At 54.0% G+C, this 25,784-nt stretch carries 17 protein-coding genes; 6 read left to right on the forward strand and 11 right to left on the reverse strand.

What is annotated here, in order from left to right; genetic code table 11:
- Positions 1-166 precede the first annotated feature (166 nt).
- The 6 genes from D4L85_RS28470 to D4L85_RS28495 all read left to right on the forward strand — a co-directional run bounded on the left by D4L85_RS28470 (position 167) and on the right by D4L85_RS28495 (position 9,288).
- Entirely contained in the window at positions 167-1,072 is a 906-nt protein-coding gene (locus D4L85_RS28470; protein WP_119757491.1) for an aldo/keto reductase, read from the forward strand.
- A 124-nt stretch (positions 1,073-1,196) separates the two neighbouring features.
- Positions 1,197-4,226 carry a SusC/RagA family TonB-linked outer membrane protein gene (locus D4L85_RS28475; protein ID WP_119757492.1) on the forward strand — a complete coding sequence of 1,010 codons (3,030 nt, stop codon included), beginning with the start codon at positions 1,197-1,199 and terminating at the stop codon, positions 4,224-4,226.
- The gene (locus D4L85_RS28480) at positions 4,223-5,587 is read left to right on the forward strand and encodes a RagB/SusD family nutrient uptake outer membrane protein (protein ID WP_119757493.1); all 1,365 of its coding nucleotides are present in this window, start codon (positions 4,223-4,225) and stop codon (positions 5,585-5,587) included. The genes D4L85_RS28475 and D4L85_RS28480 overlap by 4 nt, the downstream gene beginning before the upstream one ends.
- 2 nt (positions 5,588-5,589) lie before the next feature.
- The gene (locus tag D4L85_RS28485) at positions 5,590-6,381 is read left to right on the forward strand and encodes a hypothetical protein (RefSeq protein WP_119757494.1); all 792 of its coding nucleotides are present in this window, start codon (positions 5,590-5,592) and stop codon (positions 6,379-6,381) included.
- A gap of 13 nt (positions 6,382-6,394) precedes the next feature.
- Positions 6,395-6,895 (forward strand): hypothetical protein, encoded by a 501-nt coding sequence (locus D4L85_RS28490; RefSeq protein WP_160144061.1) that lies wholly within the window; start codon positions 6,395-6,397, stop codon positions 6,893-6,895.
- Between the two features lie 11 nt (positions 6,896-6,906).
- A complete protein-coding gene (locus D4L85_RS28495; protein ID WP_160144062.1) occupies positions 6,907-9,288 on the forward strand; it encodes a M43 family zinc metalloprotease in 2,382 nt (793 codons plus the stop codon).
- Between the two features lie 273 nt (positions 9,289-9,561).
- Here the strand turns inward: D4L85_RS28495 and D4L85_RS28500 are convergent, their stop codons facing one another.
- From D4L85_RS28500 to D4L85_RS34945, 11 genes are all read right to left on the reverse strand, one after another.
- Complete coding sequence (locus D4L85_RS28500; RefSeq protein WP_119757497.1) at positions 9,562-11,502, reverse strand: LTA synthase family protein; 1,941 nt, start codon at positions 11,500-11,502, stop codon at positions 9,562-9,564.
- A gap of 250 nt (positions 11,503-11,752) precedes the next feature.
- Positions 11,753-12,256, reverse strand: coding sequence for a peptide-methionine (R)-S-oxide reductase MsrB (msrB, locus tag D4L85_RS28505; RefSeq protein ID WP_119757498.1), 504 nt, complete (start codon positions 12,254-12,256; stop codon positions 11,753-11,755).
- A 253-nt stretch (positions 12,257-12,509) separates the two neighbouring features.
- Complete coding sequence (locus D4L85_RS28510; protein WP_119757499.1) at positions 12,510-14,378, reverse strand: proton-conducting transporter transmembrane domain-containing protein; 1,869 nt, start codon at positions 14,376-14,378, stop codon at positions 12,510-12,512.
- A 12-nt stretch (positions 14,379-14,390) separates the two neighbouring features.
- Positions 14,391-16,892 (reverse strand): YbcC family protein, encoded by a 2,502-nt coding sequence (locus tag D4L85_RS28515; protein ID WP_119757500.1) that lies wholly within the window; start codon positions 16,890-16,892, stop codon positions 14,391-14,393.
- A 92-nt stretch (positions 16,893-16,984) separates the two neighbouring features.
- A complete protein-coding gene (locus D4L85_RS28520) occupies positions 16,985-17,353 on the reverse strand; it encodes a hypothetical protein (RefSeq protein ID WP_119757501.1) in 369 nt (122 codons plus the stop codon).
- 278 nt (positions 17,354-17,631) lie between these two features.
- Positions 17,632-18,099, reverse strand: coding sequence for a DUF3347 domain-containing protein (locus tag D4L85_RS28525; protein ID WP_119757502.1), 468 nt, complete (start codon positions 18,097-18,099; stop codon positions 17,632-17,634).
- Positions 18,100-18,152: 53 nt separating this feature from the next.
- A complete protein-coding gene (locus tag D4L85_RS28530; RefSeq protein ID WP_119757503.1) occupies positions 18,153-19,967 on the reverse strand; it encodes a DUF4091 domain-containing protein in 1,815 nt (604 codons plus the stop codon).
- A gap of 165 nt (positions 19,968-20,132) precedes the next feature.
- A complete protein-coding gene (locus D4L85_RS28535) occupies positions 20,133-21,344 on the reverse strand; it encodes an efflux RND transporter periplasmic adaptor subunit (protein WP_119757504.1) in 1,212 nt (403 codons plus the stop codon).
- 1 nt (position 21,345) lies between these two features.
- A complete protein-coding gene (locus D4L85_RS28540; protein WP_119757505.1) occupies positions 21,346-22,662 on the reverse strand; it encodes a heavy metal-binding domain-containing protein in 1,317 nt (438 codons plus the stop codon).
- On the reverse strand, positions 22,640-23,887 hold the full coding sequence (locus tag D4L85_RS28545; RefSeq protein ID WP_228450661.1) for a TolC family protein: 1,248 nt from the start codon (positions 23,885-23,887) through the stop codon (positions 22,640-22,642). Before D4L85_RS28545 ends, D4L85_RS28540 begins: the two co-directional genes overlap by 23 nt.
- Positions 23,874-25,784 carry an efflux RND transporter permease subunit gene (locus D4L85_RS34945; RefSeq protein WP_119757507.1) on the reverse strand — a complete coding sequence of 637 codons (1,911 nt, stop codon included), beginning with the start codon at positions 25,782-25,784 and terminating at the stop codon, positions 23,874-23,876. The genes D4L85_RS28545 and D4L85_RS34945 overlap by 14 nt, the downstream gene beginning before the upstream one ends.

Below are 25,784 nucleotides of genomic sequence, written 5' to 3' on the forward strand. Positions count from 1 at the left end.
CTTCTTGATAAACGTTTACCCAAGTGATAACTTGGTCATGTATTATCTCCGTCATGTCCGAAGAGAGCCCCTGAGTTCATGACTTACCGGAACATTTCTTCCCAACCCTCTTGCCTGCGTTGCCGCTAACGGGACCCTAAGCAAGTGAACCAAACCCAATAGGCCTATGGACCGGAGAACTTGCCTTCAACACCTTTCTGCTTTAGGTTTGCTGTCGCTATCGTCGGGATGGAAACTTATGGATGAAACGCTCTTAAAGCGCCCGATCCTCAGCGCTTCGGAATGGCTGCCGGCGGTGGGCCTGGGCACCTGGCAAACGTTTGACGTCGGCAGCAACGCTACAGAGCGCGACCCGCTAAAGGCGGTGTTAAAAACGCTGGTAGAGCGGGGCGGCAGCGTGGTGGATAGCTCACCGATGTATGGCCAGTCGGAGAAGGTCGTGGGCGACCTCTCTACCGAGATCAATGTCAACAACAAACTTTTCATCGCCACCAAAGTATGGACTACCGGCGAGCAGGAGGGCATTGCGCAAATGAACCAGTCGTTCAACCTGCTTCAGCGCAAAACCATCGACCTGATGCAGATCCACAACCTGGTGGACTGGCAAACGCATTTGAAGACCCTGAGGGGTTGGAAAGAACAAGGCAAGGTGCGCTACATTGGCATCACGCATTATACCGAGAGCGCCTACAACGCCATGGAGCAGATCATGCTGCGCGAACCGCTGGATTTTATCCAGATCAACTATTCGCTGCTCAGTCTGAAGGCACAGGAGCGCCTGTTCCCGCTGGCGCAGGAAAAAAAGATCAGTGTGCTGGTGAACCAGCCCTTCGAAGAGGGGGCGCTGTTCCACCGGGTGAAGGGAAAGGTGCCGCCGGAGTGGGCCGAGGAGTTCAATTGCCACAGTTGGGGCCAATTTTTTCTAAAATTTATCCTCTCCCACCCTGCCGTAACTTGCGTGATCCCCGGCACCTCCAAACCCCAGCACATGCTCGACAACCTGAGCGCTGGTTTAGGTCGGTTGCCTTCGGAAAAACAGCGGGAAGAAATGGTGAAATTCATCAACACCTGAAATTTACTCTCCGATTTTCGGGATTTGATCCGCAAATATTTACGACGCAGCTTCTTTCGCCGGCCGCTCCTTGTTCTTTAGGCTTAAATATCTAATTTTAGAACACCTGTACTAACCTTTCTCTATGCTGAGATTTTTACCCGGATTGCTGTTCATATTGCTTTCTTCGCTCACCTTCGCCCAGGGCCAGTTGGTGACAGGACAGGTTACGTCTGCCACCGAACCAAACGGCTTGCCGGGGGTGAACGTCGTGGTGAAGGGTACGTCGGTGGGCGCCATCACCGATATTGAAGGCCGGTATACCGTGCAGGCTCCTGCCGGTGCTATCCTGGTTTTTTCTTTTGTGGGGTACCAGACCCAGGAATTCACATTCAACGGACAAACAACGGTCAACATCACGCTGGTGGAAGAATCCACGGAGCTAGATGAAGTTATTGTTACCGGGTATTCATCCGTTCAAAGAAGAGATATTACCGGAGTGGTGTCCTCCATCAAAGGCGACGCCGTGAAAGATCTTTCCATTAATGGTATCGACCAGGCCCTGCAAGGGCAGGCACCGGGTGTGCAGGTGGTGCAATCTTCGGGCACCCCGGGTGGCGGTGTCGCGGTGCGCATTCGCGGCAGCACGTCCATCAACGCTTCCAACCGCCCGCTGTACATCATCGACGGGGTTCCCGTTCAGGTGGGTGCCTTATCGCAACGGGACTTTGGTGGCCAGGACGACAACGCGCTCGCGCTGGTAAACCCCGGCGACATCGAGTCCTACCAAATCCTGAGCGACGCCTCCGCGAAAGCCATGTATGGATCGCGTGCCGCCAACGGGGTGGTTATCATCACCACCAAGCGCGGTAAATCGTCAAAAGCGGCCATCACCGTGGACGTTCAGCGCGGCATGGTGGATATCGTAAAAAAACTGGACCTGCTCAACTCCACGCAATTGCTGGAGCTGCAACGCGAAGCGGTCCGCAATGCCGGTAAAAATCCTGACGGCCTGGGTCTCATTCCCGGTGTGACCGATGCGGTGAACACCAACTGGCAGGACGCTGTGTTGCGCACCGGCATCATGCAACAATATCAACTGTCGGCGTCGGGTGGCGACGACGTCACTACGTACTATATCAGTGGCAGCTATCGCGACGAAGAAGGTGTTCAGTTGAACAACCGCTTCCAACGCCTGGCCGGTGTGCTCAACCTGGAGCGGAAGCTCAACAGCAAACTCACGGTGGGCACCAACCTTAACTTGTCGCACACGCTCAACAAACGCGTGAAGGGCGACAACTTTTTGGATGGCGTATATTCGGGCGCCGTCAAAAGCATGCCCTACTATACTCCCTATGACGAAAACGGCCGGATCGTTGGGCCGAGCTCTTCGCTGTATGCAGGCTTTCCCAATTTTAATCCCGTGGGCCAGGCCTTGTTGCCGCGGTTCGATGCGTTCACTACCAAATTGCTGGGCAACGTCAATGCACGGTATCAAATCTCAGACAATCTTTTCGTGCGGGCGCAGGCCGGCATCGATTATAACGAAGTCCTGGAAGATCAATATGAGTCCACGCAAACCGCTATCGGCGGGGTGCTCGAAAGCGTTGGCGGCAAAGGCTATGGTGTCTACAGCACGACCAACAACGGGTCATTCATTGTCAACGCCACACTGAACTACAGCAAGGCGATCGGCGACAAGCATCACTTCTCGGGTCTCCTGGGCACGGAGATGATCCGGCAAAATTCACGTTCCAGCAGCGTGCAGGGAAGAATTTTCCCCAGCGACGATTTCACCTACATCACGTCTGCCGGTATCGTTGACCAAGGTTCATCCTTCAAAGCGCAAAACGGACTTTTCTCGGTCTTCGGCGAAGTGAAATACGATTATCTCGACAAGTATCTCGTGAGCATCGGCATGCGTACAGACGGTTCATCGCGGTTCGGTCCCGGCAACCGGTTTGGTTATTTTCCCTCGATGTCGGCCGGCTGGCGGATCTCGGAGGAGAGTTTTTTCAAATCCTCTTCGGTCAGCAGCGTGATCAACGACCTCAAGCTGCGGGCGAGCTTTGGCTTTACGGGTAATGAGCGCATTCCGAACTACCAGTTCCTGGGCACGTGGGCCGCAGCCACCTACAATGGCAACTCCGGTGTGTCGCCGGAAAAGATCGGGAACCCCAATCTGAAATGGGAGTCCACGCGCGAGATCAACACCGGTCTCGATGTGTCGTTGCTCGATGGCCGCATCCAGCTTACCACCAACGCCTACTACAACAAAACAACGGACCTGCTGTTTGCCCGCCCCTACCCGTCGACCACCGGTTTCACCAGCGTGTTTGACAACATCGCCGAACTGGAGAACAAGGGACTTGAGCTGGGCATCACATCGGTGAACATCGACAAGCAATTGAAGTGGACCACGACGGTGAACCTCTCCAAGAACATGAACAAGATCCTGTTCCTTGCCGACTCCATTCCCGTCTATACCGGCTACCAGGCCAATGGCGTGGACGGCACCAACGTGCTTAAGGTAGGCGAACCGTTGGGTACGTTCACCGGTCTCCGTTTTCTGGGTGTGGATCCCGGCACGGGCGATGCCATCTATGACGATGTGAACAAGGACGGCAAGATCACCAACGCCGACGCCGTGGTGATCGGCAACGCTCAGCCCAAGCTCATCGGCGGCATCACCAACAAATTGACCTACGGACGGTTCGACCTGAATATTTTCTTCCAGTTTTCGCTGGGAAATAAGATCCTGAATTTTTCAAAAGAGACCTTTGTCAATGCCGGGCAGGACATTCAAAACAACCAGTCGGTGGCGGCCCTTCGCCGCTGGCAGAAGCCGGGCGATATCACGGACGTGCCCCGCTATGAGCTGGGCAACACGTTCAACAATTTGCACAGCAGCCGCTTCCTGGAAGATGGCTCCTACCTGCGTCTGAAGAGCGTGAGCATCGGCTACAACCTGCCGACGCGCATCACCAGCCGGTTGAAGATGGACCGTCTGCGCATTTTTGCTTCCGCCACCAACTTGTGGACGTACACCAAATACTCCGGGGCCGACCCGGAAGTGAGCACACTCGATGGGTCCACCACCTCGCAAGGCATCGACTTCTTTACGTTGCCGCAGGTGCGCACCATTTCCGTTGGACTTAACGCCGCATTAAAATGAAAAAGTCATTCGCCATATTTCTTACGCTCAGCCTGACACTTTTCGTTGCCGGGTGCAAAGACACGCTGGAGCCAAAACCGGTTGACATTCTCACCGACGACGTTGTGCTGAACGAACCCGCCGACGTGCCCAACGTGGAGATCGGTTTATACAATGCTTTCCGGACCGTTGCCCCCGCTACGGTAATTGCCGGCGATGCCACGGCCGATCTGCTGATCAACAACGGTACGTTTACCCAATACCAGGAACTGGGCACCAAACAGATCACTTCGGCCAATGCCTCCGTGTCAACGTTGTGGTCGGCGCTATACGAAACCATCTACATCGCCAACTTCATCCTGGAACGCCTGCCCAACGTGGACGGCGTGCAAATCGCGCAACGAAACCAGGTGATGGGCGAAGCCCATTTCATCCGGGGCTATTGCTATTTCATCGCCGCCTATTCGTTTGGCGCCGTGCCGCTGGTAACCACCACGGCCATCGACGACAACCGAAATATCGGCCGCACCGACAAAGAGGCAATTCTTGATTTTGCCCTGGCAGATTATACCGCCGCCCTGGGCCAGATGCCCACCAAGCCGGTGAGCACAGCCTTTGCAGGCGAGTATGCCTTGCAGTCGGCGCTGGCGCGTTTTCATCTCTACCGTGGAAACTGGGCTGAGGCGGAAACCTATGCCACCAACGTGATCAACTCCAAGCAATATTCACTCGACACACTTTTTTCCTATGTGGTCACCAAAGATTTTCCAGCCGAGTCGATCCTCGAAGGCGCCTACACGCTCACGGACGATCCGGGTACCAACGGCAATATCGGCTTGAACAACATCTTTGTGAGCCGCCGCGAGCTGATTCCCTCCAACCCCACCGTGGTGGCGTTGGCTTCGGATGAATCGGGAGGCCGTTTTAGCAGCATCAGCTTCAGCAGCGACAACCTGAAGGGTAACGACAACGGCTGGTCCGTGGCCAAATACGGCACAGCCGACCAGGACAACAACAACGTGATGTTTTTCCGTTTGGGCGAGATCTACCTGATCCGCGCCGAGGCGCGCGCCCAACTGAATAATGTGACCGGTGACAATTCGGCGCAAACCGATATTAATGTTTTACGGAAACGGGCTAAAGCCCCTGCGATCTCGGCGGTCACCAAAACGCAGATGATCCAAATCATCGAGAACGAGCGGTTGTACGAATTGGCGTTTGAAGGCCACCGCTGGTACGACCTGGTGCGCACCGGGCGGGCCAGTGCCGTGATGTCTGCTTTTTCGTCCAACTGGCAGGACAAATATGAAGTGTGGCCTGTGCCGCAGCGTGAAATTCAAAATAACCCGGCGTTGGTCGGCAATCAAAACCCTGGCTATTAATCATGAAGTATAACAAGGCGATATTGCAAGTGATGTTGTGGGGCCTCGTCGCGGCGGTGTTGAGCTGTGAAACGGAGAAGATCATTTTTACGGGACCTTATCACCTCCGGTTCAGCGACACGCTGCAGACATTGAAAGAAAGCTACAGTCAGCCTGTGAAGATAGAAGTACACCTGGCCGGACCCCAGGTCAAGGACGACATCACGGCCACCTACTCCATCAGCGGCACCGCACGCGAGGGCATCGACTACACCATCGTCGGCGACCGCGGCAAGGTGAAGTTGACCAGCGAGAGCAGTTTCGGCTACATCACCGTGCAGCTCATCAACAACTCGAATAACATCCTGCGCTCGCAAACGCTGATCCTCACGCTGACCGGCACCGACCATCCCGACATTGGCGTAGGGCAAGACGGTGGTGGCATCGGCAAGAAATTTATCTTCACCATCCAGGACGACTGCATCCTGGGAGGCAACTACATGGGTCTTAAAGACGAGCTATCGGTGCCCGTGGAAGACATCACCATCATCAGCACCGATTGTGAGGAGTACACGCTTTCCAACTGGGACATCGATATCTTCCAGTTCCCGCGCGAACGCTCGCTCAAGTTCATCGACAACGGCGACAACACGCTGACCATTCCCGATCAGAAAGATGCCACGCTGCCCGCGGATTCGGCAACCATCAACGGTTCGGGTTTTGTAGATCCGATAACCCACGACATCTTCATGAAAGTGAAGCTGGCAGGCTATAAGGAACAACCGGAATTCTCATTCAAACTCGTAAGGGACTAAAATGCTGCGCCACATGAAAACACGGAACGTCCTTTTCTATAGTCTTCTTCTCCTGCTGGCCGCAGCCTGCTCGGAGGAAGTAAAGCCCATACCCTACACCTATACGCAGCACTTCACGGGCACCACCAGCCGCGCATGGAAGCTCACGGGCCTGGTCATCAAACAAGCCGGCAAAGGCGACATCACTTTCCGGGAGTCGGATCTCCCCCAGGCGTTGGGCAGTTGCGTGGCCGACGACCGCTACGTGTTTTATGCCAACACCCTGCATACCTACGAAGTGCAGGAAGGTGCCAGCACCTGCCAGGCCGGCGACCCTCAACTTTACTTGACTGATGCGTGGACGTTCTCAAATGCCAATGCCACGCTCGCTTTTATTTTTCCCGTGTTGTCGGACCAACAACTCCCCTACTTTGTGCGCAGTGCAGACGATGCACAGATGGAGCTCGAGATTTTTTTGGATGAAAATAATACCAGTAGCTACCGGATGACTTTCAAGGCTACCAACAACAATTAATGACGAAGAGCATGATACGCCGTGTTTTATTTATAGCCGCCTGTACCCTCGCTTCCTGGCACGCCGCCAAGGCCCAATCGATCCGCCAGTGCGCAACCATGGAGCAGGACAGCATCAACAAGCTAAAATACCCGTGGCGTTCAAGCTTCGACGACCTGGAGCAACTCATCCAACAAACCTTGCAGCAGGAAGCCAGAAATCCATCCAACGGAAGAACGGAGGACATCGTCATTACCATCCCCATCATCGTGCACGTGGTGCACAAAGGCGAGGCCATCGGCACAGGACGCAACCTGAGCCAGGCGCAGATCCAATCACAGATCGCCGTATTGAATGAAGACTTCCGCCGCAAAGTCGGCTCGAATGGCTACAGCAGCGATCCCCGATCGGCAGACATTGAGATCGAATTCTGCCTTGCACCAGTTGACCAGCAAGGTAACCCCATGGCCGAACCCGGCATCGATCGTATCGCCAACACCCAGGACACCTGGACCCGCACACAAATTGAAGCTTTCAAACCGCAGACCATCTGGAACCCAAGCAAATACTATAACGTCTGGACGCTGAAGTTTGGTGGTGAGGACGCCAACCTCCTGGGCTATGCGCAGTTTCCCGACAAGTCGGGGCTTAGCGGCATCAGTGATGGTGGCTCGGCCTCCACCGATGGCGTCGTGATTCAATACACTTCTTTTGGCTCGGCACAGAAGGGCAATTTTCCCATCATGGCGGAACCCTACAACAAGGGCAGAACCCTGAGCCATGAAACCGGTCACTGGCTGGGCTTGCGTCACATCTGGGGCGATGGCGTTTGCGCCGATGATTATGTTTCCGACACCCCGCCGGCAAAAGGCCCGAGCCGTGGTTGCCCGGTCACCACGCTCGCCTGCGACAACAGCGGTCCTATCATGCCTCAGAACTATATGGACTATAGCGACGACGCATGTATGAACATTTTTACGAAGGGACAAAAGGATCGCATCCGCGCCGTCCTGGTGAACAGCCCCCGAAGAAAGGCTTTGTATGAACTGGGCTCCTTGTGCACTCCCATCGATCCGACCGCACCTCCGACCGTCAGCTTCTTTGCCGACCGCACAACCTGTGTGTTGCGCGAGGCAAAAGTGCAGTTCACCAGCATCGCCACCAATTTCCCCACAGACTACCGCTGGTACTTCGAAGGCGGCACCCCGGACTCGTCACGGGCTGCTAACCCGACGATCCAATACAACGTAGGCGGCGTGTACCGCGTAGCGCTCGTGGCCCGGAACAGTAAAGGCTATGGCGATACGCTGAACATTGATCAATACATCCACGTATCGAACGAAGGTGTCTGCGGCAGCCTCACCAATTTTGATCCAGCCTACACACCCTCTGTTCTGAACGCAGCCGACTTCGGAAGCAACACCGGATATCTCACCGGCACCAACAGCTCCAAGAACAAGGCCTACTCCGAACGCTTCGCCAACGTCTGTGGCTATGCGTATGTGAGTGGCGCCAAGATAAAATTCGCCAGCCTGGCCGACGCCCCGGATGATGCCACCATAACCGTCACAATCTACAATGCCTTAGGCTACCAAGGCGGCCCCGGCGCGGTGCTGGAGCGGAAGGACGTGTTGCTCAAGCAAGTGAAAGACGACATCGCCAACAACCGCTACACCGAAGTGGTGCTGGACCGCGAGACTCCCGCCGCCTTTGGTAAACCTTTCCATGTGGGCGTGGAGATCAACAACGATGCAGGCTACAAGCTGGCCATTGTATCGTCGGCCAACAATGAGGCGAACAACTCTACGTCGTGGGTACAGGATGCCACCGGTGAATGGAGGCTGATGACCATCGCCTATGGCGCGAACATCGCGATGGATATCGAGCCCATTGTCGGCATCAACCCGTCGGTGCAAATATCGGCTTCCAAACTGCTGATCAACCCTGGCGAACAAGTGATCCTGAACGGCCGCGGCGCTACCATCTTCTCGTGGGATTCGAACGACAACGTGATCCATAATGTACTCGGCCCGCAACTGGTCGTGAACCCTACCAAGACCACGACCTATACCGTGAACGGTTCCGGATTGGAGCTGTGTAACGCCACAGCCGACCAGACCGTCTACGTCGAGGGGGTTACGGCGGTCGAAAAAGCGCTGGAAACCAGTATACAGGTCCACCCCAATCCTGGGACAGCGGTGTTGAATCTTACGATCGATAACGACTATGTCGGCGATATTACGCTGCGCATGCAGTCGGTGTTAGGGCAGGATGTTAATCCGCCGCAGCGTTTGGTCAAGGACAATGCAACGCTGCAGACTTCGCTTGATACTTCGCTTTGGCCTTCGGGGTTGTATCTGATGTCGATACAGATGGGACAACATTCGGTGTTGAAGAAGTGGATTAAGAAGTGAGGAAGGCCTGCGTCATGTCGCAGGGACACGCTTTTTAAAATGTTGCGCCTGTAGTTCAAGACATCCCGAATTTCGAGTGCAGAGAAACGGGATATACCGCAGCACCGTCTAAAACGAAACCCGGCAAATCCCGATAAGCATCGCGCCCACTTCAAAATGCATCACCACACAGATTAAGTGCGCTATCCACGGGGTTCCTTGGGCCACATGCGAAGATCGAGGAAACTTGTGCCTGCGGAATGACGTGCTTCGATTAACGCTCGTGCCCCTGCCCTACTTCATCAACCCATTTTTAAAAGCATAGCTCGCCGTTTGATACCAGGCAATGGCTTGTTCTTCCAAGGCTTTGTCTTCGGCTGTGGGCGTGAGTTTGTCGCTTCCCAAGGTGACGTTGAAGGTCTCCATTTTGCGCTGGGGCGAAAGCACGATCATTTTGTTGTCGTGGATGAAGCCGAGGTTTTGATAGGTGCTGATGAATACGCGCTCGCGGCCGGGTTCCAGTTGGAAGATGTCGTAGCCATAGAATTTGCTGACGTAGGAAAAGTTGAGGAGTCCCAGCATCGTGGGGCCGAGATCGATCTGGCTCATCAGTCGCTCCATCTTTGCCGGGGCGATGTTTGCCGGGGAATAGACGAGGAGCGGGATATGATATTTGTTGATGGGCAGTTCTGACTTGCCGGCGCTGGACGCGCAATGGTCGGCCACGATGACAAAGACGGTGCTGTCGAACCACGGCTTTTTACGGGCCTTTCGAATGAAGTCGCCGATGGCGTAGTCGGTGTATTTTACAGCGCCTTCACGGCCCGTGTGCGAGGGAATGTCGATCCGGCCTTCGGGGTATGTGTAGGGTCTGTGGTTTGATGTGGTCATCACGTGCGCGAAGACGGGCTTGTGACTATCTACGGTCTTGTCGATTTCGCGCATGGCCAGCGTAAACAGGTTTTCGTCGGCCACGCCCCAGATGTTTTCATAGTCAATTTCATTATCGGCAAGTTCTTCGCGGTCCACCACCGTGTAGCCGTTGTTGGCGAAGAAGTAGTTCATGTTGTCGAAGTAGCCGTAGCCGCCGTAGATGTATTTGGTCTCGTAGCCCTTTTCTGCAAACACTTTGCCGAGCGAGAACAGGTGTTCGTTGTTGGGGCGGCGCACGATGGATTGGCCTGGCGTGGGCGGCACGCATAGGGACAAGGCCTCGAGGCCGCGCACGGTGCGTGTTCCGGTGGCGTAGACGTTGGTGAAAAACAAACTGTGTTGCGCCAGGGAGTCGAGAAAGGGTGTGATGTTGAGGGTGCTGCCAAAGGCGTTCATGAATTCGCCGCTGAGGCTCTCCACGGAGATGAGCACCACATTCAGGTGCTTCTCTTCACCGGTGTGTGCAATGCGCCGGCTGATGTCTTCGGGGTGGTTGTTCACAAAGGTAGCTTCCGGCGTGCGGATCATCTCGCGCACATCGCGGAACGACGTTTCCTGGGAGATGGTCTTGTAGAACTGATCATAGCTCAGTTCGTTGTTCAGGTAGGCGGCAAACAGCTCATACATGCCGTTGCCCGAGAGCTCGTTCACGTATGCATTGTTGCTGAACTGATGATACTTCGCGTTCACGGCAAAATAAAGCATCACCGGCAGCACGGCATATCCCAAGAACACAACACTGCGTTTTTTGAACCGCATAGGTTCCGCAGCCGGCAGGCGCTTCACAAGACGTGTCAACGGGACCACAATGAGCGCGCAAAGAACTACAAGACCCGTAATGATCCAGACGATCGGATAGGACTGCTGAATGTTGCCCAGCACTTCATTGGTATACACCAGGTAATCGACGGCGATAAAATTATAGCGGGTGTTAAACTCTTCCCAAAAGAACCATTCGGCAACGGCATTGAACAACAGCAGGAAGGTGAACACCGTAACCAACACCAGCAGCACCACGCCATGCCAACGCTTTCCGTAGAGACGCTGCGGCACCAGCCACAGGTACAACATCATCGGAATAATGAAATAGGCGGCATTGACCAGGTCGTAGAAAAAGCCGAACAGGAATATGCCCAGCAAATTGCCCACGGACACATCGACTTGCGAAAAGGAATAGATGAGAAAGACAATGCGGGTGAGTAGGGAGATGCCGACAAGCAACGATACAAGAAGAACGGCCGCGCCGAATCTTCCGTGGAGGAGCCTGGTGAGTGCGCCCTCCTTTGGATTGGTAATCGCCATGTGAAAGAAGCCTGGTATGGTTTAGGTTTTAGATGCTCAGGTTTACCGAAAGTAACAATTATTTCATTCAAAAATCACGATAATTTCACCGGCAACCCTACATCTGTCCTTTTTAAACCGGACCTCATCCTAACGCCCGCTTGTATTGTTACATTAATTCCACACTACCTCCGCTAAATCAAAAAAAGCATAAAAAAAAGGATGCCCTTCAGCATCCCCTTCTATCAAAACAGTTGTCTTACTTTCTTCTTTACTTTTTCTTTTTATTCGACTCAAAATTAAGCGAGGTGGAATTCACGCAATAGCGCTTGCCGGTCAGCGTAGGGCCGTCGTCGAAGAGGTGGCCGAGGTGGGCACCGCAACGGGCGCAGACGATCTCGGTGCGGATCATGCCGTGGGAGGTGTCTTCGATCTTCAGGATCTTGTCGCCGGCAAGCTCTTTGTCAAAGCTGGGCCATCCGCATTCGGAATCAAACTTCATATCGGACGTGAACAACTCCGCGCCGCAACCGGCACAGGTGTAGACACCTTTTTCGTGGTGCAGGTAATATTTACCCATGTAAGGGGCATCGGTTCCCTTTTCGCGCAGCACATGGTATTGTTCGGAGGTGAGTATGGCGCGCCATTCAGCATCGGTACGCTGGATGACCTTGGCCGTATCCTTAGCGATCTTTTCCTTTTCGACGCGGTTCTGGCTATTGCCGGTGCAGGCGGCAAACAGGGTGATGGCTACAATGAAAACAAATCGTTGCATGGTATTCTGGTTTTATAATGGAAAAACGCTAATCTGAAGTTTTTGGTTTGCCGGAAACTGTCGCGCACCATACATTCCATGGCAATAAAAACGCCAAGTCTCCCACCTCACTTCGTTCAAGCCGGGACTTCATCATTCTGAACCCAAGATACATCCTAAAAATCCTGAGAAAAAGAAAAATCCCGTCTCCCGGTCATATACGAAATACGAACGGGAGCGGGATCTCTCCTGAATAAATTAACTAACCTGTCATTTATGATGAACGATAGCCCATCTCGTAAACTGATTTTACGTGAGGACCAAGGAACACCCGCGCATAGATCCGGATAATCGAAAGGCCGTCGATGATAAAGCTCAACGACACAAAAAACGCCAGCAGGAATTGCTCTTCGTGAATATGGGTAAAGATCAAGTCCTCTCCCACAAACGTGGGGGTGATGGGAAATCCTGAAACACCCAGACACGACAGCAGGAAGATGAACGCCAGCTTGGGGTGTCTGTAGGAATGGCCATGGAACTGGTCCAGGTCAATGTTTTGTTCCAGCGATTTCAACCACCGCAAGCAAAAGTATCCCAGTAATCCGGAAACGAGGATACCACTCAAGTACAGGAACGTCTGGTCGTACTTGAAATGTTCGTTAAAGGAAATGGCCAGGGCGATCCAAAAGTGATTCATGATCACCAGGATCCAGCTCATTTCCACATTCTTTCTTTCGGTAAAGGATTTCAACACCGCGATCAGCGCCAGCAAGGAGAAAAAGATGGGCAACGCCTGGTGGATCGCGGGCGGTATCACCTCTTCGCCATATAAACTGGCCACGCCGATGAGATAGGCCGGCACAAAGAATAACATCACGCGGCTCACGGTGAGGAAGTTCAACCCGCGACCAGCCCACTTCAACGGGTTCCAGAGATAGCGGTACATGAAGGAGTCGAGGTTCCATTCTTTCAGACACAGCATGTACAGCGTGTACTGCATTTTCTTGGGGAATGAGTCTTCGATGGAGCGGGCACGGGGCGTGAAATTGTAGAACTGCTCGCGGATGAGATAGCTCACCACCGAAGGCGACACCAGCAATTGATACGTTCTCAGGAAAGCATTGCCGGCAAAGTGGAACAACGCCAGCCCGCTGAATCCGGCGGCGATCTCGATAAAGATCAACCCGATCTGCGCAATGGACGCGTAGGCGATCTGGCTCTTCACCGACGACTGCACGCGGGCGATGCCGGTCGTGATCACGCTGGTGACAAAGCCCAGCAAGCCGATGAGGATGCGCACCGAAAGCTGGTGCTCCCAGAAGGGAAAGGTCCTCAGCAAAAGGAACACGCCCAAATGCACGGCAAGCGATCCATAGAAGATGGCGCTCGAAGGCGTGGGCCCTTCCATGGCGCGCGGCAACCAGGAGGAGAACGGCAGCTGTGCCGACTTGGCGGCGGCCGAGATGAGGATCAACAGCGAAATGAGCACCCCTACCCAACTGTGGCGTTGCAAATGTTCGTGCACCAACTCGAAGTTGCTCAACTTCGCAAAGGTGACGTTCTCGTGCCACAAGTGGTGCATGAGCCACATGGCCAGGATCAATCCCACGTCGCCGATGCGATAGATGGAAAACACCTTCACGGCATTTTTCACGGGCAGGTAGCGATCGCGATAGAAAGCGATGAGCAGGAACGAAGAAATACCCAGGATCTCCCACCCTACAAACAGCGTCTCCAGGTTGCCGGAGAAGATGGTGAGGTTGTAGCCGAAGTAGAAGAACAGGATCGTGTTAAAGAACCGCTTGTAGCCCACTTCGCGGTGCAAATAGTAGCGGCTATAGATCGTTACCAGGAACGTGAGGAACGCCCCCACAAACAAGTAGGTGGCCGTGACCCGGTCGAAATAAAAGTCGATGAAGAATTCATAGCCCGTGGTTTTGAAGAGCACGATGTCTTTCAGATCATACGGGGGCAGGCCGTCGATAAACCAGTATACGGCAAACACAAGGAAGCTCAACAAATGAAGCCCCACCGTAGAGAAGGCCACGCGCGACATGAGGGTTTCCTGTTTGCCGGGGATGAGCAGGCTCAATAGGAATCCCGCCAGCGGGATCACGATGAAAAGTTGAAGAAGCGATGTCATGATGCGGCGGTCTTATGAAAGTGAGTAAACGGGAAGATTGTCGTGATGCGTCTCGATGATGGCTGTCACGTCGGGAACAACGTCGACCTTGCTGAGCAACGGCTTGTATGCCGCGAACTTGCCTTCCTTGAACACGGAGGCCTGCCGCGTTTCGGGATTGACGGCAGCCAGGTATACCCATTCGTTGATGAACCACTCGTATACTTCGGGGCTTCGCTGTATAACATCCAGCAACATCTCGGGAAATTGCTCCACGATGACCATGAGCCGGATCGGATCGTGCACTTCGATCATTTGACTGGGCAGGCCGGGGCGAAGATCGCCGTCGATGCCGTTGGCCACACCAAAGAGTCCCATCACGTTGTGGGGCAGCTTGGTGCCGGCGCCCATCTTTTGGTTGTCGGTGCGCGAGAAGAAATACTCCAGGTTGATGCCGCCGCACACCGGGCCCACGGGCTTCATCACGTTGTGGAGGATGTTGCCTTGCGGATCGATCCGGTAGTCGTAGGAGTTGAGGAACGAACGGCGGTCGAGGAAGACGTCCTTGGTCAGGCTTCTCCGGCCGATGATGCACAGCGCATTTGTCGCATGGTTCAATTCGGGACGCGGTTCGAAGAGCGACACAGATCGCGTTCTGACCTTTTCGTGAATTCTCATAGGACTCAACGTGGTCGGGATGGATTCGAATCTCCGCGAGCGTTCTTTGGAATTATAGTCGAGCGCGTTAGCAAACACCACTTCATGCTTGCTATGGTTTTCGGCGTTCATTCTGGACAGCGACGCTTCATCGAAGAACATGATCTCGTCGCGTGTGGTGTCGTGGATGCCCCCCACGAATTGGGTGGTCTCGGGGATGGTGATGCCGCGTTCGGCGAGCATCTTTCTCACCTCGGGTTTATTGGCCATGGCACAGATGACGCGGGCATTCACCGAGCCGGCTCTACCCGAGCACGCGCCGCAGTCGTAGGCGGCATAGTGTGGGTTGTTGATGCTGCTGGAGCCGTGGCCGATCACATACACTACCGGCGCAAAGTCTTTCACCAACCCAATACTTTTCAACATACCCTCCAGGCGGTTGGTCATTTCTTCGATGGTGAAACCGATTTGCAGGTCGTTCTCGCGGTGATCCAGTCCTTTATTCTCGATGGTCAGCCTCGACATCTTGTCCATGTGTCTGAACGACGAGGCCGTTGCCGGGCTCATTGACGGGCGGAAGATGTTCACAAACAGTTTGAAGGCCGACCAGAATCCCAACGTCTGGGATATGAGCCAACCGCTGTAGAAGTTATGCGAATGCTTCGAGAAGTGTGCATCTTTCTGGCGCTTGCTTTTCGAACCCACCTCCTTGATGAGGTACTTGGGGGTTACCGGCGCGGGACACAGCTTGGTGTAGAACTTGCCGTCTTCGGGCTGATAGTAGAACTCCACGCTAAAGAAGCCGGGGGTTCCAAAGGTCTCACACGCCGGGTCGAGTTTTTCCAGGTAGCGACGGAGCGAACATTCGCGATCGTCGATACAGAACATGGCCTGGAAGCTTTTGTGGTCCGGCGCCGGTTTAGGATGTTTGGGAAACTGTATGCCTTCCAGCACTTCGTCGTAGTAGGACCATTCGTAGGCTTCCTGCAGGATGTTGAGCACTTCGTTGTACTCCGTGTCGGGCACGGGCACAAACAACCCGAGCGGAAGGCTCTTTATTTTGGTGGCCAGCGGTGACCAGTTGGCTACGCCAAAATGTGTGTCCAGGGCGTCGATCTCCATCAGTAGTTCGAGCACGATAAGGTCGTGGAGCGAGATCTGCCGGTGGTCGAGCAGGGTCTGTGGCTGGTCTTCGATCTGCGACACCATGCCCGACCATCCCTGGTGTGCAAATTGTTGGTCGTATAAATATTGTGCGTAGAGCGACTCGTCCCCTACCAGAACCTTCAGCAGGTCGGCGATCTCGCAGGATGTTCTCAGGAATACTTCTTTTGCCCGGTTCTTATGGAAAAAGCTGGCCAGGCTGTTGCGCTCCATTTCACGCAATGCCGAAAGAAAACTTTTATTGCTGACGGGGAAATCCCAGATGGAAATGCCCTGGTCAAGGTAGCTGCACAACGTGCGGAAGAGAACCGGCTGCACCAATGAATCGAGGTCCATGCGGTATTCTCTTTTCCAGTTGGCGCGCAACTGGCCGATGCGGGGCGAGGTGTTGTTCTCGTATACTTTGATGAGCGCTTTCTCTTTCCATTCCGGGATGGAGGAAGCGCCGTGCCGTTGGGTGATGATCATCTCCAGGATATCTCCCCGGATCCTGTTTGTGGTATAGGCCGACCGGTATTCGTCCAACGTGAGGCCCACTTTGTAGCCAAAAATCTCGGTGGCGCTGCGGATCGCTTTTTCAAACTTCAGCTTCTGGAAAGCATGAAGCGTGTTGTGGTGGATAAAATCCTTGAGGGGGGCCTGAGCCGGCAGGTAGTGCTTCAGGTCGTGAAGTACGGCATGCTCATCGAAGGAAATATTTTGATGTGTTTTCATCTCAATGTCGTGTGAAACAAAGTGACGGACAGCCTGGGGGCCACGGGCGAAGTAAAAAGAGTAGCCTTCCGTGGAGGCATCAACAAAATATGCTAGATCAAAAGGGACCTCGCGGAGAGGTACAAGGGCATATGGGCTGTATTGTCATAAACGCGGTGCGCGTCGGAGATGCTGTTGGATGAAGATCCGGCGATGGTAAACAACACGGACTCGCCGGTAAAGCCAATGAAAACGATATGGTTCTGAACTACGGGGACGAAACCTTTCTCTTCTTCGGTTTCTTTTTCTTCGAAGGTGAGGTCAGCCCACTGGCAGGCCGGACTTAATTTTTCTGTCAGCGCCAGGCCTTCAAACTCGTAGAGGCTGCGAAAGGCAGCCAGGCTATCGGAAACGATTGAGGATGCTAAAAAGAATCCAACCAAGATGCTAGCTAAAAGTCTGATGTGATTCGATTTCTTCATAGAACCTAACAAATGTAAAAAAATTTACCACTTGTCAAATACCTATTCCAGACTGTCAGGGGATTCGATCCTTGTAAATGATACTACTATCCTCTTTCCCGGTTGGAAGGACGCCATTCAATCCTTCTCACTCTAATATACTCACGGCGGGCCTTCCCTCCGGGAAATCAGATAGAGAGCGGCTTTGAAAGGCCCCCACCTTTCGCGGCCGCTTCGGGTTTTAGATGAAGCGGCCGCAGGAAAGTCACAGGGAGATCTGAAAAATATTTTGGCCCGCGTTATTGCAGGGTTTCCTTCACCATGCCGCAAGTCAGCATTTTATCGCCGAAATAGGGGTTTTTAATGGCCTTGTCGTTGGAAAGCCAGAAAGCGCCCGCATTGTTGTTGGCCATGGGACAAAAATCTACATACAGGGTTCCCGACGACAGTTTGGCGCTTTTCACCAGCTTGGCCATTTCATTGCTCAGCGAGGAGAAAGCCAGGCGTTGGGCATCCAGGGTGGCCGCCGTGCTCACTTTCGAGGCTTCGGCAGCGGCTCCTTTTGCGGAGGCTACGCCGGCCAGTTTCTTTTGAAGACTCGTAGCGGCTGTTTTGGCATCGGCGCTTTTGGAGGCGATGAGGGCATCTTTTACTTTTACATATTCCTGGTACGCATCTCCAATGTTCTTATCGACAAAGGAAGGGGCTTGGGCAAAGGCCGTGGCACTCAACACCAGGGCTACGAAAAGGAGCAGGGATGTTTTCATATTTATTACATTTTAGGGGTTATACATTGTTTATTAAGATCTGCAATTCACAACTACTTCAGCGTCTCACTCAACTGGTCGAGCAGCTTCTCTCCGGTCTGTACGGCATCGGTGATCTTTTGTTCATTAAAATCGCGTTCCGTTGTAAACGACTTGAGGTGTTGGTCGAATTCCAGCATGAGTTTTTTGACATTCTTATCGGTTGATTTCGCCGCCTTTTCCCGCAGCACTCTTATTTTCTCTGCGTCGGAAATACCTTCCCGTAATTTCTCAAAACGAATGCCACTGTTTGCGCCAGGGTACACCAGGAAGCAATCTCCCGCGGCCCACGATCCGTGACGCGCATCCCGGGTGGGATCTTCGGGCCATGCATCATAGGCCCATCGCAGAAATCCATCGTAGCCATACGCGACGGCATACCAACTGATCCACCGGCCTTCAATGGGCGGTGAGAAAACAAAATTATTCGGCTTGGCCGGATTGCAACAGACATAGTAGGTAGACGAGGCTCCTCTCGCCGAACGTTCGGCGGCTTCCTTCATGCTGGGTTCCTTTCCATAGAGAAAAGAATAGTCACTCAACAAGAGATCGAGTTCTTTGTGCCAATCACCGGCATAGGTGATCCTCCAATCTTTCGAATGATCTTTGACGACTTGTATCGCCGCCAACGTCTGCTTCATTTCACTTTCGTTTATACCAATATACGTTTTCTCAAACCATCCCTTGCGCTGCAAGTGGGCCTTCAGATCGGTCAGGAAAATATTCCAGAATGCCTTGTATTCTTTTGAATCGGGCGCCATGATCTCGTAGGCATAGTTTCCTGTTTTCCCATCGCGATAGCGAAAGCGATTTCCCCAGGGCACCGGCGAATAGATCGTAATAGCTTCGTCCACGCCGGCTTCCATGGCAAGCGTTACGTATTGATCAAAAATATCGTAGTCAAATTTCCAGCTACCATCTGCTTGTTTGGTCCAGTCGATCATCGTGCCTTCGATCCGAAATGAATTGTCGGCCCAGGGTGAGTGCACAGCATAGGTGGTGATGTATTTTCCACCGGCGTCGGCATAGAGCTTCATGTGTTTTTTCAACAACAGTTTGTGTTCCTCCGACCAGGGCTCCACGTGATTGTACCAGGCCAGCACCCACGGATTCTGCCAAAGATCCAGTCTGAATTTCCATTCGGAAGGCGGAGGCAACGTAGGTTGCTGCACTTTTATCTTCAGCGTTAGGGTAGCGCTATAGTGATCTGTTTTTACATCGATCGTTCCCTGGTACTGACCCGGTTCGGTGCCCGCGGGTACTTCCAAGGAAAGCCATACCGGGCGGGACGTACGTCCGGGCAGTTGAAATCTTTCAAACGGCTCGAATCGATCGGGCATCAGGAACACATCCTTGTAGGGCGAGGGACCGCAGTCGAGATTGCTGGCGCCATAAGGATAGTTCGACAGCACGTAGCGCACGAGATTGAGTTTGATATTCTCCTTCTTCAACACAGCGCCCTTTGAGCCCACCAGATCATGTAAGACAAACCTCACTTGGTCGAGGGTGTCGGGCGACCAGACAACCAATGTAGTATTGAGACGCTCGCCCCTCCATCCTGCTTGCTCCCACACCAGGGACTCGGGTTGCAGGTCGGGCACTTCACTTCTGAAATATAATTTATCGGTCGAGGCAAAGGAGATGTGCAACCCGGGCTTCTCTTTTGTCCAGCGTTGCGGATCAACGGAGGCATCAAAGGTATATTCATCCTGGTAGTGGCCGTCCGGTGTGACCACCTTCGAGGCCTCAATCAAGCCTTTATATGCCTGGCCAAAACCAATCGTCAGGGAAAAAAGAAGAAGAAAAATGAGCGCTGAGATTTTTTGCATGATGCATTAAAGTTAAATGAAGGAGGCCTTTCTTTTTTTATGACTTCTCGCAAATTTACATTATTCGAAGGGGCCGTCTCTCATCAAAATTGTCCGGATCCAGCCGGTTTTTATTCCAGGCGTTTATTTTCATTTTCAATGGATTAGGATTTCCTTCCCTGGCGACTATTCGTGTTGATGAACGGCCATCGGATCGCCGCCCTTCTTGAGCACGATCTCGCTGTAGAGCAAATAGGCCCCGGTGACCGCCACGGTGTCTCCTTCTGCCAATCCCCCGGTGATCTCGACTTTTCCAAAATCTTCCAGCCCCGTTTCCACCTCCCGGGGCTCGAAGGTGCCCGGCAGGGTTTGCACATATACGTGGGCTCCGTGGGCGTCGCGGATTACCGCGTCGGTAGGGAGTGCCAACGCCTGGCGCGACGAGTGGGTGAAGAGCACCTGCGCCTGCATGCCCGGTTTGAAAAGATCATCGGGGTTTACCAGGGTGGCGCGCAGCACCGTCACCACCGTGTTGGCGCGATATTCCGGGCTGAGAAAGGTCACTTTCGCCTCCACAGGTGTGGCCTCGTATCCATTCACCCGCACGGTGATCATGTCGCCCACCTTCACCAGTGAAGTTTCCTGCGGATAGGTCTCCGCTTCCAGCCACAGGGTGCCGATATTTTCCAGTTGATACAGTGCCGCACCCTCTTCCACATATTGTCCTTCGGCTACTCGGATGGAAGTGATCAGCCCCGACGCCGGCGCCAGGAACGTGATCCGCTCTTTAAACACTTTGGACTTGCCGAGCTGGTCAACTTGCGTTGGGGTGAGGCCATAGCGCAGGAGCTTTTGTTCGGCGCTTTTCAAAAACGTTGCATAACGAGGGTTCTCTTTGCCCAACGCATCGAACTGCGCTTTGGCCAGCAGGTACTCGCGTTGCAGCGTCAGCAGGGTCTCGCTGTACAGTTCGTAGAGGGGCTCCCCTTTCTTCACGGAACGACCGGTCTCTTTCAGAAAAAGTTTTTCCACACGACCCGCAGCACGACTGCTGATCACGGAGGAACCTTCTTCATTCAGCGCCAGCTTTCCATTGATCACGATGGTCTGGCCCACCGGCTGGAGTGTTATGGGCGCCGTGGTGATGTTGGCCAGTCGCATTTGGTTTTCGCTCAGCATGAGTTCGATGCCCGCCTTTTTGGGAACCAGGTCCATGCCGCAGATCGGGCATTTCCCCGGTCCATCCTGAACCACCCCGGGGTGCATAGGGCACGTGTACTTTTGAGGTGCCGGCTGTTCTTCGGCATGCGCGTGATCGGCATGCCCGGCAGCAGGCCGCTTTTCGGTGCATGCGCCCAACACGGACAGCAAGGCGATCAATAGGAATACGGTTCTCATCTCAGGGTGTGGTTTTAACAAAGCTTTCACTGTCGATCAGGTAATGGGCATTAGCAGCGATCTCTTCGGAAGCCGCCAGGCCTTGGGTGATCTCGATCCAACCCTTGGCATGGACGCCCGTGGTAACTTTCTTCGGTTTCAACATGGCGCCGTCTTTCACAAACACCAGCCGGTCGCGGCCCATGTCGAGCACGGCGTCGCGGGGCACCCAAAGGGATTCCTTGGCGGTGAGGTGTACTTTCGCGCGCACCAGGTGACCGATGTGCAGGTCTTGCATGTGCTTGGTGTATACGCGCAGTTTCAAAAACTCTTCGCCTTGTGCAAAGTAAGGTTGCACAAAATCGATCGTAGCATCCTCCAGTGTGCCGTTGCCAAAGTCCAGCGTGAGCACATCGCCTTTGCGGATGGCGTTGGCCTGGGCTGCGGGAACATCCAGCTCGATGCGCAGCGCTGCGATGTTCACGATGTTGAAAAGGGTTTGGCCTGCGCTCACATAGTCGCCTTCGCGAAGCAAGGCAGCGCTAGACGTTGCACTAGCAGTCGAAGGAGTATTCGCACTCGCATTCGTCGGAGATCCCATTCCTCCATCACCCATTCCCGCCGGGGATGTACTGTTTGGATTTTTGGGTAACGTCGGAGGCGTTTGTTGTGTGGCCGTCACAACGTAGCCGCTGTACGGACTGTAGAGGGGAAAGGTGTTGGCCACCGTTTTCCTGGCGATCAGTTTTTGAATAAAATCCGCATCCACACCCAGCAGTTCCAGCTTCCTTTTGGCGGACTCGACCAGGGCTGTGTTTCCTGCGTCGCTTTCCAACACGAAAAGCAATTCGCGTTGTGCGGTGATCAGTTCGGGACTGTATAGCTCAGCGACTTTCTGACCTTTGTTCACGGGCTGAAAGGCATACTTGAGAAACACTTTTTCCAACCGGCCGCCGGTCCTTACCGAGAGCGTGTAGCTGTTCCGGGTGTCATAAGTAATGATGCCCTGGGTTTCCTGCGAAAGTGGCAAAGCGCGGTATTCTCCTTTTATGGTCTTCACATGGCTGGCGACCACCTCGTTGGTGGATTTGAGCAAAGGCGTCAGGTCGCCGTCGGCAGCGGATACTTCACCGGGGCGTGCTTTGCGTACCAAGTCCATCCCGCATACGGGGCAGGTACCGGGTTTGTCGGCGAGCACGGTGGGGTGCATGGGACAGGTGTATTCATCGTGCACGGCTTCTTTCTTTGCGCAAGCGCTCAACCACACGAGACAAAGGGCTACCAGTCCCAGGCGAAGCAGGCTGCCCGGGATTCTATTATTCTTCCACTTGTTTCTCATAGTTCGCGATCATGATGTAGTACGACTCCCGTTTGTTCAAATATTCCAATTGTGCCATGTTCAAAGCTTCCCAGCCGTCGAGCACGGCGGGCAATTGTTCGCGGTTCTCTTCATAGGCCAGCAGCATCGATTCGTAGTTCTTGCGCAACGCGGGGATGATCTTCTCTGCATAGTTGGCGAGCTGACGTTGCATGTTGTTGATCGGCCCCACCATGCCGCCCAGCATGCCTTGCGTTTCGATGAGGAGCGCTTCGCGTTGGCGACGCATGGCTTCGATGTCGTGGTGCATGCCTTTCACTTCGGCTTTGTACATGCGCGACGACCATGGTGCGATGGGTATGGAGATCATGGCCATGGCCGTGAACTGTGTGGGCATGTCGCCGATGGGCTGCATGTGGTCGAAGCGGATCTTGAAGTCGGGCTTGGCTTGCATGCGTTGCAATTGCTGGTTCAGCTGCATTACCTGGATGGTCCTGTCGATTTGCCGGACATCGCTGCGTTGCGCACCGATCGCCGCCGTGTCGGACAAGATGGGACTGAAACGGAAACTCACCTCGGTGGTCGTGTCGATTTGCAGGGGTGTTGCCGCCGGCAAGGCCATCAGCGATTTTATCCGGAACGTTTTTTCGTCGATGTCGCCCTGGGTCATCAACAGCATGTTTTGTACTTCCAGCAAGCGGCCTTCGGTTTTATAGATGTTGCCGAGACTGCCCTGGTTGTAGGGATAGCGCACGCGGGCCAGCTTCAGCATGAGTTCCAGCGTTTGTTCGTTTTCGCGAAGCACTTTGATTTTTTCGGTAGCGACCAGCCATTGATAATACAGTGTTCTCGCTTCCGCGCGCAAGGCATTGAATCTTACGGCACGCGCCTCACCTTCCACGGCAGCGCGGGAGGCCAGATAGTTTTGGTTGGCCCGTTGCTTGGCGGGGTTGGGAATTTGTTGCTCCATCGAGATCATGACCGAACCTTTGTCGCGTTCCTCCATCAGGCGCTGGCCGGGATAGGGCGTCATGAATGTTCCGGCACCCACCATGGGGGCCATCCAGCTTTTGGCGCCGCCCGTGTAGGCCTCAAAGGCTTGCGCCCGTTGATCATATTCTTTCAACATCGGGTTCGCGCGGTCGATGCGCGCCAGCACACTGTCGAGTGTGACCACCTGCGCCGTGACCGGAGACAGGCCCAGCACCAGGAGCGGGAGCAGGATCAATGGGTTATGCTTTCTCATATACGTCAAGTTTACCGAGCTTGCGCAGCTCATATTCTTTTGTCATTAAAAAGATGAGGGGCGTCACCAGCAGGATGTGGGTGGACGAGGTGAGCACACCGCCAATCATGGGCAACACGATGGGCAACATCACATCGCTGCCCACGCCCGTCGACCACAACACCGGCACCAGGCCAAAGAGCGCCACCGACACCGTCATGAGTTTTGGACGCAAGCGTTTGGCCGCACCGTGAATAACAAATTCTCTCAGCTCTTCCGGTGTGATCGTCTCGCGTGAGTTGCCGCGAAGTTTTACCAGTTGGTGCATGGCGTCGTTCAGGTAGATCACCATGACCACGCCCGTTTCCACCGCGATACCAAACAACGCGATGAAGCCCACCGCCACCGCCACGGACAAATGCACCCCATAGAAGTAGACCATATAGGCGCCACCGATCAATGCGAAGGGCACGGTGATGAGACTGAAGAAAGCTTCGCGTATGGAATGAAACGCCAGGTAAAGCGAGATGAAGATGATGAGCAGCACCACCGGCAAAATGATCATGAGAGTTTGCTGTCCACGGATCAGGTTTTCGTATTGTCCGCTCCACTCCAAGTAGTAGCCACTGGGCAACGTGCCCATCTGTTTGTTGATGGTTTCCATCGCCTCTTGTACGGTGCCCCCCAAGTCGCGATCGCGAACGTTGAAGAGCACGGCGCCGCGCAACAAGGCGTTCTCCGAAACGATCATCGGTGGGCCATCCTCGAATTTTATATTTGCCACACTCGATAAGGGTACGATGCCCAACGCCGGCGTCTTCACCGGGATGCGTTTGATCTGATCGATGCTGCTGCGAAAATCCTGTGCCAGGCGCACGCTGATGGTGAAACGCTGACGCCCCTCGATGGTCTGCCCGATGGCCGCGCCACCAATGGCCGATTCCACAATGGTGTTGACGTCGTTGACGCTCACCCCAAACCTGCCCAGCGCTTCGCGGTTGGCTTCGATGGTGAGGTATTTTCCCCCGGTGATGGGATCGACATATAGATCTTTTACCCCCGGGACACCCGCCAAGGCCTTCTTCACTTTCTCCGACAGCGCATAGATGCTGTCGAGTTGCTGGCCATAAACTTTTACGCCAACGTCGGTCCGGATACCGGTCGAGAGCATGTTGATCCGGTTGATGATAGGTTGCGTCCAGCCGTTGACGACACCGGGGATCTGCATTTTGGCATCCAGTTCATTGATGATGGCCGCCTTGGTGATGCCCGGGCGCCACTCCGATTTTGGTTTTAGCATGATGATGGTCTCGATCATGCTGATGGGCGAATTGTCGGTGGCCGTATTGGCACGCCCCGCCTTGCCAAGCACCTTGTCCACTTCGGGCACCGACTTGATGATCTTGTCCTGCACCTGCAAAATGCGCTTCACCTCTTCGTTGGAGATGTCGGGCAACGTTACGGGCATAAACAAAATCGACTGCTCGTCAAGCGGTGGCATAAACTCCGTACCCAACGAAAGTAACAGCGGAACGCTTACCACTAACGCGAGGATGTTCACCGCGAGCGTAGTCTTGCGCCACTTCATACAGGCCCGGATGATGGGCTCGTATATTTTCTCCAAACCATGGGTGACCGGGTTATGCTTCTCGCTCCGGAACCTCCCCTTCATAAAAAACGAAATGATCACGGGCGCCAGTGTCACCACCAGCACCGCATCGACCACCAGGATGAACGTCTTCGTCCAGGCCAGTGGATGAAACAGTTTCCCCTCCTGCCCCGTCAACAAGAACACCGGCAAGAACGACGCAATAATGATGATCGTAGAGTAAAACACCCCACGCGAAACCTGCCGTGACGATTTCTCAATGATCGCCAACCGCTCATCTTCCGGTATAGCATTATATTTTTTTCTCAT

It is taken from the genome of Chryseolinea soli (assembly GCF_003589925.1).
GTDB lineage: Bacteria > Bacteroidota > Bacteroidia > Cytophagales > Cyclobacteriaceae > Chryseolinea > Chryseolinea soli.